General features: G+C 51.8%; 11 protein-coding genes. 7 read left to right on the forward strand and 4 right to left on the reverse strand.

From position 1 onward, the window contains the following. The first annotated feature begins 290 nt into the window (after positions 1 to 290). Positions 291 to 4,397, forward strand: a complete 4,107-nt coding sequence (locus tag FOC35_RS22890) for an autotransporter outer membrane beta-barrel domain-containing protein (protein ID WP_172569120.1) — start codon at positions 291 to 293, stop codon at positions 4,395 to 4,397. A 52-nt stretch (positions 4,398 to 4,449) separates the two neighbouring features. Here FOC35_RS22890 and FOC35_RS13175 read toward each other — a convergent pair whose 3' ends face one another. Next, positions 4,450 to 5,382 carry a LysR family transcriptional regulator gene (locus FOC35_RS13175; protein ID WP_172569121.1) on the reverse strand — a complete coding sequence of 311 codons (933 nt, stop codon included), beginning with the start codon at positions 5,380 to 5,382 and terminating at the stop codon, positions 4,450 to 4,452. Between the two features lie 122 nt (positions 5,383 to 5,504). Between FOC35_RS13175 and FOC35_RS13180 the strand changes: the two genes are divergently transcribed. Further along, on the forward strand, positions 5,505 to 6,185 hold the full coding sequence (locus FOC35_RS13180; RefSeq protein ID WP_172569122.1) for a nitroreductase: 681 nt from the start codon (positions 5,505 to 5,507) through the stop codon (positions 6,183 to 6,185). 54 nt (positions 6,186 to 6,239) lie between these two features. On the opposite strand, the gene FOC35_RS13185 is transcribed toward FOC35_RS13180, so the two are convergent. The 3 genes from FOC35_RS13185 to cbpA all read right to left on the reverse strand — a co-directional run bounded on the left by FOC35_RS13185 (position 6,240) and on the right by cbpA (position 7,974). Next, positions 6,240 to 6,599 (reverse strand): hypothetical protein, encoded by a 360-nt coding sequence (locus FOC35_RS13185; protein ID WP_016537936.1) that lies wholly within the window; start codon positions 6,597 to 6,599, stop codon positions 6,240 to 6,242. 149 nt (positions 6,600 to 6,748) lie between these two features. Further along, the gene (gene cbpM / locus FOC35_RS13190; RefSeq protein WP_172569123.1) at positions 6,749 to 7,054 is read right to left on the reverse strand and encodes a chaperone modulator CbpM; all 306 of its coding nucleotides are present in this window, start codon (positions 7,052 to 7,054) and stop codon (positions 6,749 to 6,751) included. After that, entirely contained in the window at positions 7,054 to 7,974 is a 921-nt protein-coding gene (gene cbpA, locus FOC35_RS13195) for a curved DNA-binding protein (RefSeq protein WP_172569124.1), read from the reverse strand. Before cbpA ends, cbpM begins: the two co-directional genes overlap by 1 nt. 314 nt (positions 7,975 to 8,288) lie before the next feature. Here cbpA and FOC35_RS13200 point away from each other — a divergent pair, with 314 nt between their 5' ends. From FOC35_RS13200 to FOC35_RS13220, 5 genes are all read left to right on the forward strand, one after another. After that, entirely contained in the window at positions 8,289 to 8,777 is a 489-nt protein-coding gene (locus FOC35_RS13200; RefSeq protein WP_172569125.1) for a transglycosylase SLT domain-containing protein, read from the forward strand. Positions 8,778 to 8,904: 127 nt separating this feature from the next. Then, the gene (locus FOC35_RS13205) at positions 8,905 to 9,663 is read left to right on the forward strand and encodes a helix-turn-helix domain-containing protein (RefSeq protein ID WP_172569126.1); all 759 of its coding nucleotides are present in this window, start codon (positions 8,905 to 8,907) and stop codon (positions 9,661 to 9,663) included. Between the two features lie 6 nt (positions 9,664 to 9,669). Continuing rightward, positions 9,670 to 11,343: a type III secretion system outer membrane ring subunit SctC gene (gene sctC / locus FOC35_RS13210; protein ID WP_172569127.1), complete on the forward strand. Its 1,674-nt coding sequence runs from the start codon at positions 9,670 to 9,672 to the stop codon at positions 11,341 to 11,343. Next, a complete protein-coding gene (sctW, locus tag FOC35_RS13215; RefSeq protein WP_172569128.1) occupies positions 11,334 to 12,473 on the forward strand; it encodes a type III secretion system gatekeeper subunit SctW in 1,140 nt (379 codons plus the stop codon). The genes sctC and sctW overlap by 10 nt, the downstream gene beginning before the upstream one ends. Before the next feature lie 26 nt (positions 12,474 to 12,499). Beyond that, a complete protein-coding gene (locus FOC35_RS13220; RefSeq protein ID WP_172569129.1) occupies positions 12,500 to 14,548 on the forward strand; it encodes an EscV/YscV/HrcV family type III secretion system export apparatus protein in 2,049 nt (682 codons plus the stop codon). The last annotated feature ends 4 nt before the right edge of the window (positions 14,549 to 14,552 follow it).

The following is a 14,552-nucleotide window of genomic DNA, read 5'->3' on the forward strand; positions in this document are numbered from 1 at the left end:
TGTAATACAATTTACTTTTGTTCATAACTATTTCCATGGTGTTAAAATTACAAACCGAAATAAATTCTTTTTGAGAGAGCGCGGCGGTATCGAATTAATTTTGATCCGTTATTAGATCTCAATTGATACATTATTTTAACACTATTGATTGTTTTTAATGATTACTTCTCTCATTTGAAATTGATTTTCATTTTGCCTTTAAGACCCTGGTGCAATTTTAAATAAATTGCTGCTCGCCCGTTTCTGATATTTCACATCTATATGACTCCGCTGAGTTAAAGAGGATGGATATGCCTTATTTATTACATACCCCTGGTAAACGACATCTGATTGCCACCGCAATCAGTGCTGCACTTTTAAGCGCTGTACCTCAGCACGCAATGGCTGCTGATGGCCAGAACGGCGCGCCATCTTCCGTTTCCGACAGCGCCCAGGGCGGCGGCGGCGGCACGATGGATACCACCACCGGCATCGGTGGTAATGGTGGAGAGGGCGGCTCAGGAGAACGAGGCCAGGGCAGCAGCCAGGGGGAAAATGGCGGCGCAGGAAGTGTTGATGGCGTAACGAATTCGCTTCCCGCGGGGACGGCAACCGGGGGAGTCGGCCAACAGCCTGATGGCAATGCGACCAACGGCAGCGGCTCTGCAGGCGGCGGCGGCGGTGGTTCCGCCGGGCTGGTATTGGCTGACGATATACAGCATAACAACGCGGGTAACATTATCGGTGGTAACGGCGGCCGCGGCGGCAACGGCGGGAGTAATACCACCGACGTAGCAGACTCTGGTAACGGCGGTAATGGCGGCAATGGTGGCGACGGCGGCGCAGGCGTCCTGATAACAGGGGCGGGCAATTACATCAACGACGGCTCTGTCACCGGCGGTGACGGTGGCACAGGCGGCAATACCGGGAGTGCAACGGCAAACAGCCAAACGACGGCAGGTGAAGTTCTGCACGGCGGGAGCGGAGGCGCAGGTGGCGCAGGTGGCAATGGCGTAATGTCTACCCAGGGGGGAAATATTACTAACACCGGCACCATTACAGGTGGTCGCGGCGCTACCGGCGGCCTCGCTGCCAACGCGGACACTAAAAATAACGACGACGTTACCGGCATCGGCGGAACCGGCGGTGAGGCCGCAAGCGGCGGCAGCGGGGTCTGGCTCAGCGGGACCAGCACCGTTACCAACAGCGGCAACATTCTTGGCGGCAACGGCGGAGACGGCGGTAACGGCGGCGCGGTGGAGTCCGGCAAAGGCTCTGGCGTTGTCGGCTATGGATCCGCAGGCGGCCACGGCGGCAGCGGTATAACCGTGATGGGCAGCGGCAAAGTTATCAATAACAGCGGCGGGCATATCATCGGCGGTAACGCCGGAACCGGCGGCGGCGGTAATTCAAACAGCACCGGCGATAATCTTAGCGGCGGCGATGGCGGGGACGGAGGTAAAGGCGGCAGCGGGATCGCTCTGGACGGCGGCGGCAGCGTCAGCAACTTCGGCGAAGTCACCGGCGGTCTTGGTAATCGCGGCGGCGGCAGCGGCAATCTTAGTTCTTCACTTGGCGGAGACTCTGGCGCAGGCGGTACCGGGATTGAAATCAACGGCGGCGGAGATGTAACAAACGAAACCAGCGGTATGGTGACCGGCGGTAAAGGTGGAGATGACTCTGCGGGCGGCGGCGGCGTTGGCGGCTCAGGCGGTGATGCAATTGCTATTATTGGAGCCGGTAATGTCACCAATCACGGTTCTTTCCTCGGCGGTAACGGCGGTGCTGGCGCTAACGGCAATAGCAGTACGACTAACGGGGGGACCGGCGCACAGGGCGGTAACGGCCTGTCGATTGAGGGCAAAGGTAAAGTTACCAACGATGTTGGAGCGACGATAACCGGCGGCCTCGGCGGAACGGGTGGCGGCAGCGGCGGCGATGCCAGCATCGGCGGCAGCGGCGGTGAGGGCGGCAGCGGAGTATTAATTGGTTCCGGCGGCCAGGTCGTGAATAACGGAAGTATTCAGGGCGGTAACGGTAACCGCGGCGGCGGCGGTGGCGGAGATGCAGGCGGTGCCGGTGGTTCTGGCGTGCGTATTTCTGCGGGCGGCGGCAGCGTGTTTAACTCCGGAACTATTTCCGGCGGCAACGGCGGCGAGCCGGGTACAGCAGGCGCTAATAACGGCGTGGGTAACGTCGGCGTCGGCGGTATTGGCATTTCCGGGAGCGACATGACTATCGTCAACAGCGGCACTCTGACGGGGGGCATGGACTTTAATGGTCAAAACCGCTCTCAGGCAGTGCTGTTTACCGGGGGAACAAACTCGCTGGAGCTGCGCGATGGCTATAACGTTCAGGGGAATGTGCAGGCCGGTCCTGGGGATGACACGCTGATCCTCGGAGGCAACGCAGACAGCCAGTTTGATGCTACAGCTATAGGCGACAGTGCTCAGTACCAGGGTTTTGAACACTTCCATAAAACGGGAGCCAGCAGTTGGGTGCTGAACAATGTGACGGATGCCGATACGCCATGGACGCTGTATGACGGCGTTCTGCAAATCGCTCAGGACGGCGCGTTAGGTTCTGATTCCAGCGCGTTGACCTTTGATGGCGGTACGCTGCAGCTTAGTAATAGCTTTGATCTGGAACGGGCTGTGGTGCTGGAAAGCGCAGGCGGTACGCTGGATACCCAGCAGTACAACACCACCATTAGCCAGAGCGTAACCGGCAGCGGTGGCCTGACCAAACTCGGCAGCGGCGCGCTGACAATGACCGGGGACAGCACCTATACCGGAACAACTACGCTTGCCGAGGGCAGCCTGGATGTCACCGGCTCTCTGATCAGCAATGTGACGGCGAAGAGCATGACTCAGCTCTCAGGCACGGGCAGTATTGGCGCGGCTACGCTGGAAACAGGCAGCACGTTAACCGTGGGCAGTTCGTTGCAGAACGACGATAGTGCGGCCAGCTTTAGCGTAAACGGCGAACTTAATAACGACGGTACGGTAAATCTTTCCCGCAGCCCAACTATCAGCGGCAACCGCCTGAACGCCAGCGGAGATTATATAGGCGGGGCAAACAGCGCTCTGAATGTAAATACTGTACTGGGCGATGACAACTCGTTGACCGACAAACTGGTGGTGCAAGGCAGTACTTCTGGCTCAACCGTGTTGGCGGTAAATAATTTTGGCGGTCAGGGGGATGAGACCAGCCAGGGTATTGAAGTGGTAAACGTTGGCGGTAATTCAGCCGCGAATTCCTTCACCCAGGCCGGGCGCATTGTTGCCGGGGCGTGGGACTACAGCCTGGTGCAGAAGGGGCAGAATTGGTATTTGACCTCGATGAGTAATCTTCCGCCGGAGCCACCGGTTGACCCGGTTGATCCCCCTGTGGGGCCGATCATTCCTCCGGTAACAATCAACAGGCCTTCTCCTGTCCCGGTTCCTGTTTATCGCCCGGAGGTCGGCAGCTATCTGGTTAACCTGACGGCGGCAAATACGTTATTCAACCTGACGCTCGACGATCGCGAAGGGGCTAGCGAATATCGTGCTCCGATAGATGGACGCGGCATGACCAGGGGCACTTTCTGGCTTCGCCAGGAAGGCGGCCAAAACCGTTTCAAAACCGGTGAAGGCCAGATTAAATCCAGCGCCAACCGCTATGTCGCTCAGATGGGGAATGAGTTTTTACACGGCTCAACCAACGAGAATGGCCGCTGGGGCGCGGGCCTGATGGCGGGTTACGGCAACGTTTCTGGCCATTCAAGCTCAAGCCTGACCGGCTACCGTTCTGACTCCGATATGGATGGTTACAGCGTGGGGGCTTACGGCACCTGGTATCAGAATGCCGTCTCCCGCGAGGGAATGTATGTTGATAGCTGGGTGATGTACAACTGGTTCAACAACCGCGTCAGCGGCGAAGATCTGGCGGACGAGCATTATAAAAGCCGCGGTTTTACTGCCTCGCTGGAAAGTGGCTACAACATGCTGCTTAGCGAAAGCGAGCGCCGGGCTGTTTATCTTGAGCCTCAGGCTCAGTTAACCTGGATGGGCGTTCACAGTTCTGAGCATTCGGAAGCCAACGGCACTCGGATTCAGGACAGCGGGCAGGGCAATCTGCAATCCCGCCTCGGCATGCGCCTCTACCTGCGAGGGCATCGCACGGAAGACGACGGTAAAGGGCGTGAATTCAAGCCTTACGTCGAAATGAACTGGCTGCATAACACCAAAAACTTCGGCGTCAGAATGGGGAATAAGCTGCTGAACGAAGAGGGGGCGCGTAACATTGGCCAACTGAAACTGGGCGTTCAGGGGCAGATTTCGCCGAGCCTGAACATGTGGGGCGGCGTTGCTCAGCAGATAGGTGACAAAGGCTACCGTGACACATCCGCAATGATTGGCGTGAAATACGGGTTTTAGTCCCTAAACCGTGCGGCCGCTGCACCGGCGGCCGCTTTATTTCACCGGGAGACTAGATATCCTGCCAGTAAGGCGGCGTGCCGAACTTTTCCATAAAGAAATCAATCACGCTGCGGGTATTAAGCGACGGAAAGTGGCCGCCGGGGTAAAGCATGTAGATTGAATGGGCGGTCACGCTGTAAGAAGCAGTGTAGTCGGTCATCAGCGGAATCAGGCGCTTTGCCTTCAGCGAGTCGCTTATCTGCCAGTCGGGAAAGAGCACGATACCTGCCCCGTCCTGCGCCGCTTTAACCAACATCTCTGCATTGTCGGAGACAATTCTCGGCTCCGGCATCAACTGGAGCTTTTCTTCTCCTTTCGTAAAGTACCAGCGCTGAAGGCCCATTAACCCTCGATAGGCAAGAAGCCGGTGATTATGTAAATCATCCGTGGTTTGCGGGTAACCGTGGCGTTCAATATAGGCCGGGCTGGCAACCAGATAAGAGCTTTGGCGGGTAATAAAGCGGCCATGCAGCGAACTGTCCTGCATCGGCGAAATGCGCAGCAGCAGATCCGTACCGTCCGCCAGCGGTTCAATATAGTTGTCGGTAAGATTCAGCTCCAGCTTGAGCGCCGGGTAGCGTTCACTTAGCTCGGCAACCCACGGGGCGATGTGTCGCAGGCCAAATGATACCGGAGCATTAAAACGTAGCAGCCCGCCCGGCTCCTGACGGCGCTCGCTAATCAGGTTCAGCGCATTATCCAGCTGGTTCAACATTCCTCTGAAAGCTTCGGCGTAAATATTTCCGGCATCCGTTGCGACTACGGCGCGGGTATTGCGGTAAAGCAACTGGGTTTCGAGTGACTGTTCTAGCTGGAAAACAGTCCGCGAAACCGAAGACGGGGCGATGTTCTCCTGGCGGGCAACTTCCGAAAAGCTGCCTTCACCGATTACGGCGAGGAAGATTCGCATCGAGCGGGCGTTTATTTGGCTCAGATCTTTCATTTGTGCGATATCCGCAAAGGTCTTTGCCGGATTATACGGTTTTTCGCTATGACAGGCAGCGCTAACATCCGGCTCAGTAAATTTTTCCCGCATTCTGGCGGGCAATAAACAGAGAGGATGGTATGAGCAATAAGGTTCTGGCTTTTGATGAGGCGGTTCGCCAGCGTTTTTCATCGCGTGCGTTTCTGCCGACGCCGCTGACCGATGAGCAAATTCGCGCCGTTTTGCAGGATGCGCAATATTCGCCCTCTAACTGCAACACACAGCCATGGCATGTTCACATTGCCTCCGGCGAGACTAAAGATGCGTTGCAAAAAATGATGATAGAGAACGATAGCGCGGGTAAAGCGACACCGGACTTTTCATTCAGCTACGATGATTTTCACGGCGACTATTATGAGCGTAGCCAGCGGCAGGCAAAGATTTATTATGATGCGCTGGGGATTGCTCGCCAGGATAAAGAGAAGCGCCGGGAGGCCTTCCTGCGTAATTACAAATTTTTCGGCGCGCCGCACGTTGCCTTCCTGTTTATGCCTTCATTTGGTGACAACGTTCGAGTCGCTTCTGATATCGGCATGTACGGCCAAAGCTTCTTGTTATCCCTGGCTGCCCGTGGTTTTGCCGGTATTCCACAAACGCTTCTTGGTTTCCATGCCGACGAGACGCGCAGGCTACTTGGGGTGTCAGACGATTATCGACTGCTGTTTGGTATCTCGTTTGGCTACGCTGACCCTGATGCACCTTCGGGAAAGGTGCGCATGTGGCGCCAGAGCGTGGATGAGAGCGTGACCCTGCACAACTAGCGGTTCAGGTATAAAAAAAGCCGCTAAGGCGGCTTTTTGCTGGCAGCAAGAGTATTACTCGCTGACTTTTTTCTTCAGGTCGGAAGCGCCTTCTTTGGTCTTGTTCCAGCCTTTTTCAGCCCCTTCTTTGGTTGCGTTCCAACCTTTCTCGGTGCCTTCTTTGGTTTTATGCCAGGCCTTCTGGGAGCCTTCGCTCACCTTGCTGCCCGTGCTATCGGTTTTGCCTTCAGCGGCGTGTTTGGACTTGAGCTTCAGCTCTTCGCCTTTGTTCTGCGCCTCGTGCAGTTTTTCTTTCGCTGTGTTCGCGCCTTCATGTGCGGCTGCGACGGTTTCGTCGGTTGCGTGTGTGGTGGTCGCGGCAAAAACAGGAGCAGCCAGCAGAATTGCAGATAAAGCGATGATCGTTTTTTTCATAATATCCTCTACAAACGTTATCAGTCCTTATGACCGTAGATTAGCCTGGCACAGCGAAGCGGAAGTTGCCTTAGGTAATAATCCTAAATGAATCAGAGCGTTCACGGCGCATGGATATATCATGCTGGATTTTTCGCCAATTTATGAGCCTAAGGGTGGCGAATAAAACGCCCAATTCGCTGTTTCAGCAGGCGATTCTCCTGGCGTAGCCGTTCGTTCTCCTCCAGCAGGCTCAGCGCTACGGCAATGCCCGGCCAGTCCAGCTCCAGTTCGCGCCTTAGCCGTAAAGCACGCTGTGCCACGTTTAGCGCGTGGTCATCGAACTGCCAGGGCCTGGCTTCAAAATCATAGGGTTCGATTACGCCCAGGCCGACTATTTCGTTGATCTCGTCTTCTGCAATGCCGGTATGCAGGCAGAACTCGGTGACGGTAAAAGTGACGATGACAGTAGACATTATTTTTTCCCCCAATCTTTACGCGGATTGAACGACGACTGGGCGTCTGCCAGCTGCTGCCATAGCGCTGCGGTTGTTTCATCTGGCTTAGGCGGCATGACGATTTTTATTACCGCGAACAGGTCGCCCGTATGCTGTTTGCTGACCAGGCCTTTACCCTTGATGCGCAGCTTCTGCCCGGCTTGACTGCCCGGCGGAATGGTCATCAAAATGCTGTCTTTGAGCGTTGGTACCTCGACTTTTGCTCCCAGTGCGGCTTCCCACGGCGAGAGTGGCACCACGACTTCCAGATTGTGACCAACGATGTCGAATAGCGGGTGGGGCGCAATGTGAATCACCAGCCACAGATCGCCGTTTGGTCCGCCGTTTTCCCCCGGTGTACCCTGGCCTTTCAGGCGGATGCGTTGCCCGTCACCAACACCTGCCGGAATTTTTACATTCAGGGTTTTGGGGATTTCCTGCTCGACGATGCCAAAAACGTTATAAATCGGGAGTTTGTAGCTGATGGTGCGGCTGTGTTCGGCCAGGGTTTCTTCGAGGAAAACGGCGACTTCGATTTCTATATCGTGGCCGCGTGCTGCATTGGGCTGGCGCGACTGCCTGGACTGTTGGCCAAATATCGAGGAGAAGATGTCGTCGAAGTCGTGAGCGTTATAGCTCTGGCCGTCGGCCTGGTGGGACTGTTGGTTGAATTGCGGATCGTTCCGGTGCTGCCACATCTGGTCGTACTCAGCACGGCGCTGCTCGTCGCTTAACACCTCCCATGCCTCCGCGACCTCTTTAAAACGCGCTTCGGCGTCCGGCTCTTTGCTGACATCGGGGTGATATTTGCGGGCCAGTCGGCGGTAGGCTGTTTTGATAGTCTTCAGTTCATCCGTCGGTTTGACGCCCATGATGGCGTAATAATCCTTTAATTCCATATCGTTATCTCGCATAAATCAGTGCATGCAGAACAGAACGTGCGGAAATGTGTCGTCGGTAAGTATAGGAGTGTTGAAGGCGTTCGTGGGAAATTTAATCAATCAGCAAGGTCGATTATATCAATGCAGCCGGCGGTATAGGCATGACGAATATTAGCCTATGAGCGTAATCTGGTAGTTATGCCTGAGGGGGGCAATTAGTATGCGCCCCACTATTAATAAAAAGAAAATAATTCTTTTAAATACTCCATCACTATTAATTTATTAAGTAACTGAATACGTTAATAAGTTGTCGCTATCTGGCTCCGTGTATTATGAAATGTATTATTTTTTTAGTGTTATTATTTCTCACAACAAGTATAGCTAACGCTGATTGCTGGAAGTTTGCAGCTCAAAAATCGGGTGTGGAAGTCAGGCTGTTAAAATCTATTGCTCAGGTTGAATCCGGCATGGATCCTTCTGTAGTGGGTAAAAACAACAACGGCTCTCGTGACTTTGGCCTGATGCAGATTAATAGCACTCATTTGGGCTGGCTTGGTAAGCATGGAATTAACGAGTCCATGCTGGTCAAAGACCCCTGTGTTTCAGTATTGGTTGGCGCGGCAATCCTGAAAAATATGGTCAATATTTACGGCTATGGTTGGGAGGCGGTAGGCGCTTACAACGCGGGGGCAGGAAAGAATAAACACCGCTTAAGGATGAAATATGCCCGAAAAGTCTGGGGGATTTACCGTCAATCTTCCAGGGAAAATATCCTGATTCCGCTTAAGGATTCACACCGTAATATTGCTTTGCTGCGCTAGTGCTGCCCGCTGCCGAAGAATCTGATGAAAATCTTCCCTGAGGCGTTAGCCATCATTGTTATCCCGTCATGTTTGTTCTGTTTCTGCACGTTAAACTCGTCAACCTAATATTCTCTATGAAGCGTCGATGATGAACACTACAGCCCAAAATGACTATTTAGCTGCCGGAGGTGTGCTCGAAATCCCACGGCATTCATTATTTTATACCGCAACAGAGCAGGAGCCTTGCCGCATTACCATGGCGATGAAAGATCGGGTGGAATCCACATCGGTTAATGCGAATGAACGTGGCATGTTGGTATTGTCTCCCTGCACATTAACGGTTGAGTCCGGCTCATTCCATTATTGCGATATTGATTTTCCATTTTTAGTCAAATTGCAGGTTTTTGTCGATAAATCACAGCATAAGAAAAAAAATTTTAACCCCGAGCGATTTTGGGGATACCTGCCGGCGGCCTTAGGTCCTGAAGCTTCGACGCGAAGTATTGAATATTGGTTTTTAAATCAGACTTTATTGCATGCCGATGATATTGCCGCTTTCTCAGACGTTCTGAAAAATAACGAATGGTATGACCTTGTTGATTTTCTACTGGATGAGTCCTGCGACAATTCAAACCAGCGTCTGCAGGTGCTTTGCTCACGTTATGGCCTATCCGTTTCGCACTTCAGGCGGCTAACTCGCTATGCGCTGGGCAAAACGGCCAAAGTAGAGCTCAGAGACTGGCGCCTGGTCCGGGCATTATTTGAGTTAATTGACGGTGATAATAATCTGACAACTATTGCGATGAACCATGGTTATGCCTCGTTATCGCATTTTTCTAATGAAGTGAAAGATGCATTTGGCGTTTCGCCTCGAAATTTGAAAAAAATATTACACGTGAGTTGATTAATAATGACAGTTCAATGGCACAACAAGGTTGGAGTTTTACTTGCTGCCTTACTCGTTTTTTCTTCGCCGCAGGTTGCACTGGCCGACCAGCAAAACGATCAGGGTTATATTGCCCGAGACGAAGGTGTGAAAGGTTTTTTCGATGCTATTTCATCGGTAATGAAAAAATCTGTTGTGATCAGCAAAATTGCAGCCCGAAAAAAAATTAGCGGAGAGTTCGATCTCTCCCGCCCACCGAAAGTTTTGGGTGCGGTTGCTGAACAATTAAGCCTGATCTGGTATGACGACGGGCAGGCCATTTACATTTACGACGCATCGGAAATTCGTAACACGGTTATCGTTCTGCGTAATACGTCGTTTAATGTTATTAAAAGTTTTTTGAAAGATTCAGGCCTCTATGACGAGCGTTATCCGCTGCGCTCAGATAATAGAAACTCAACGTTCTATGTCTCAGGGCCTCCGATTTATATCGACCTTATTTCAAATGCGGCAAAATTTCTCGACCAAAAAAGTGACGGTTATGACGGGCGTGAAAACCTGGCCGTTATCCCGCTCTTTAACACCTTCGTTGAAGATCGGGAATATCGCTATCGTGACCAGAAAATCATTATTCCAGGTATCTCCAGCGTGGTGAATCGGATCATGTCTAACGGCGCGAGCCCTGGCGGTAGCGTTCAGGTTACGCCGAGGAAGGTGGTTCCGACAGCGAGCGCAGAAGACGAAATGCTGCTGGGGTCTTTTCCTGAAGGGGGAGCAAATGAGCAGGCCATTCAGCAGCTTGATAGCCAGGTCAGGACGCCGCCAACCGGGAACGGCATGAGCATTATCTCCGACCCCGGCTCAAATAGCTTGTTGGTCAGGGGCAGCGCCGAGCAGGTTGCCTATATTCGCAATTTGGTCCATTCCCTGGATATCGCCAAGCGCCATATTGAACTTTCCGTCTGGATTGTCGATTTGCAAAAAGACGCCTTTGAAAACTTAGGCGTTCAGTGGACCGGCAATCTTAACGTCGGTTCTAACCTGGGGATTTCGCTAAATGGCGGAACCAGCACCATCGATGGTGCCAGCTTTATGGTCACTGCTCTGGCGCTGAGCGAGAAGAAAAAAGCCAATATTGTTTCGCGCCCTATGCTGCTGACTCAGGAAAATATCCCGGCCATTTTCGACAATAGCCGCACTTTTTATTCCAAGCTGGTGGGCGAAAGAACCGCGCAGCTTGAAAGCGTTACTTACGGCACCCTGGTTAGCGTTCTTCCGCGTTTTACCGAAAGCGGCGAGATTGAAATGATGCTGAATGTTGAAGACGGCAATCAATATGATGACACCCGAATGACGGCGGATGATCTCCCGGAAGTCGGCAGAACAAATATCAGTACCGTTGCCCGCGTTCCGCGAGGGAAAAGCCTGCTGATCGGCGGTTATACCCGAGATGAGGAGACAAAAGTTGAGGGGAAAATTCCCTTGCTTGGCGACCTGCCGTGGGTTGGCAGCCTGTTTCGCTATAAGCGAGACAGAACCTCAAACATGGTGCGAGTATTCCTGATCCAGCCGCGTGAGATTGAAGCGCCGTTAAGCCCGGATGCACATACGCTGATTGGCGAAATGAAAGATGACTTTTCCAGCGATCGCTTGCAGAACTGGATGGTTAACTATCTGGATAGCCAAAAATGGCGCTAGGCATTGGCAACGGCGATGCCAGCATGCATCTCTATATGCAGCGGCGGGAAGCGCTGTCTAACAATAAAGAATTGAGTGCCAGCCAGACGGATCGCCAGGATGTGCTCGCCGAGGGTGAGGCTCAGGTGGTGGAGGATGAATCACCTGCCGCACTACTTCAGCGGTTCTCGAACGCAACGGATGAGATGTCTGCCGCGATGGCGCAGTTTCGTAGCCGCAGAGACTATGAAAAAAAGAGTGGAGTCGCCGGTGAAACCAGTTTTGACCAGGTGTTAGATGAGGAGGTTCAGCCTAAGTTCGACAAGCTGGTCAAAATATTGAAGGGGAGCGAGGGTTCAAATATTGAGAATCTGCTGCGTCATGCACGCTCTCTTTTTCCGGATGAAAGCGACCTGGTTCTGGTTCTGCGCGAGACTCTGCGTCAGCGAGATCTTGATGAGGTCGTTCGCAAGCGCCTCAAAAAGCTACTTTCACAGGTTGAAAAAGAAGCCGATCCTAAGCGGCTAAAAGCCGGTATTAACGTTGCGCTAAAAGCGCGTTTGTTCGGGAAGACGTTAATGATGAGCCCGGCGCTGATGCGTGAAAGTTACCGGGGATTTCTGGCAAGCGACGAGCATGAGATTGAGCTGTATCAGGATTGGATATCCACATACGGGGTTGAGAAGCGCGGCATTGTTATTAACTTTATGGAAGATGCGGTGCTCGCCGATATCGACTCTGCCGACCCCAGCTGCAGCCACGTTGAATTTGGGTATTTATTGGGGCGGATTGGTCAAATTAAGCTTATTCGCTCCTGCGACATTTTATTTATGCAGGGGATACTTAACGATAATTTTGTTCGTGAAATAAATCACGATGAAGGTGCATGGCTATTTTTTATGTTTAGCGCTTTGCAAAGTCCTTATTCGTTGAGCGATCACCTGACTCAGGTGGTGGGAGATTATTTGCGTTTCGTTAAACAGACCGAACGTGCGAAGCTGTTACAAATAATCTATTTTAACTGTAAAAAAATGCCCCACGAAGCATTTACCTCGCTTGATGAGCGCGAAGCCCTGTTAGCTCAGTTTGAATCGCTAGCGGATAAAGCTCTGCTTAATGAAAATAGAGAACGTCGTCAGGAAGGCGGTTAACAAATCGCATATGGATATTTGAGAATATGAACGATTTTTTAAACAGGATAAGAAACCATCCGGAATTATTTATCCTGATATTGATTGTTGTCATCATTTCGATGTTGGTGATTCCGCTGCCAACCTATCTGGTCGATTTTTTAATTGGCCTGAATATGGTTTTATCTATTCTGGTCTTTCTGTCGTCGTTCTATATTGACAGAATTTTAAACTTTTCTACATTTCCGTCGGTGCTGTTGATAACGACTCTGTTTCGTTTAGCACTGTCGGTAAGTACCAGCCGTTTGATTCTGAACGATGCTGATGCCGGCGAAATTATTGCTACCTTTGGAGAGTTTGTTATCGGCGATAACCTCGTCGTGGGCTTCGTTATCTTTGCCATCGTGACTATTGTGCAGTTTATGGTTATCACCAAAGGGGCGGAGCGCGTGGCCGAAGTTGCCGCACGATTCTCGCTTGATGGGATGCCGGGCAAGCAGATGAGTATCGATGCCGACCTGCGTGCGGGGTCGATTGATGCCGACGGGGCCAGAGAACGTCGCAGCATAGTGGAGCGTGAAAGCCAGCTTTATGGCTCTTTTGATGGGGCAATGAAGTTCATCAAGGGTGATGCGATTGCCGGCATTATCGTGATTTTTATTAACTTTATTGGCGGCATCAGCGTTGGTGTGGCACAGCACGGAATGGATATGTCTTCCGCGTTGTCAATCTACACTCTGCTGACCATTGGCGATGGCCTGGTTGCACAGATCCCGGCGCTATTGATTGCGATAGGTGCTGGTTTTATCGTCACTCGTGTTAACGGCGACGGCGATAATATGGGGAAAACCATTGTCGGCCAGCTGTTTGATAACCCGATGGTGCTGGTGATTGGCGCCATTATTGCGCTGGGTATCGGCAGCCTTCCGGGTTTTCCTTTGGCCGTGTTTGTCATACTCGCGTTAGCGCTGGGTGGCCTGTTTTACTACCAGCATCGCAAGTTAAGAAAATCTGCAACGGTCGCGGATGCTGAACCCGCCAGCAGTTTTGACCCTGACAGTTCGAGCGATGAAACGGAAAGCAAGCTTGGCCTGCTAACGAATATTGATGGCGTAACGTCGGAGACGGTGCCGCTGATCATTTTGGTCAGCGACGAAGATGCCAAATTATTCGAGAAAGAGAAGCTGGCCCAGCGCTACCGCAGTCAGTTCTTTGTTGATTATGGTATCAGCCTGCCGGACATCACGCTTAAGCCTTCGGCTAACCTGGAATCCGACACCGTCACCATTTTAATTAATGAGATCAAAGCCGAGCAGTTCCGCACCAAATTCAATTTTTTCCGCGTGATAAATAGCTCACCGGAGCTGGAACAGATGGGGATCCCCTGCACCTATGTAGATGACATGGTTTGGGTCGATGATAGCCAGCGTAAAGCACTAACCGGTTTAGGCTACCAACTGAGAAACAGTATTGATGAGGTTTATCACACCTTTGCCGCAATTATGATTCGCCATATTAATGAATACTTCGGCGTTCAGGAAACCAAAAATATGCTGGACAAGCTGGAGGCGAAATATCCTGACTTAATGAAGGAGGTGATGCGTCATGCTACGGTTCAGCGAATTTCAGAAGTATTACAGCGTCTTTTAAGCGAACGTATCTCTGTGCGTAATATGAAAATGATTATGGAAGCCATAGCGCTCTGGGCACCACGCGAAAAGGATGTCATTACTTTGGTTGAACATATTCGTGGAGCTATGGCGAGATATATTTGCCATAAGTTTTCAACGGCTAATTCATTACGGGTCATTATGCTGTCTGGCGAATTTGAGGAAAAAGTCAGGCAGGGCATAAGAAGTACTTCCTCAGGTACATTCCTGAATCTTGATCCTGCTATTGCCGATGAGCTAATGGACCGGTTTGTATTGGCAATGGACGGCGTCACCATATCATGTCGTGATTTGGTGGTGCTGACTTCTGTTGATATTCGAAGGTTCTTAAAACGATTTATCGAAACAAGGTTTAAAGACCTCGAAGTTATGTCGTTTGGTGAGATAACAGACAGCGTTTCTATTAACGTGATTAAAACAATCTGATAAG

Origin of the sequence: Cedecea sp. FDAARGOS_727, assembly GCF_012273235.1 — a bacterium.
GTDB classification, from domain to species: Bacteria; Pseudomonadota; Gammaproteobacteria; order Enterobacterales; family Enterobacteriaceae; genus Cedecea; species Cedecea davisae.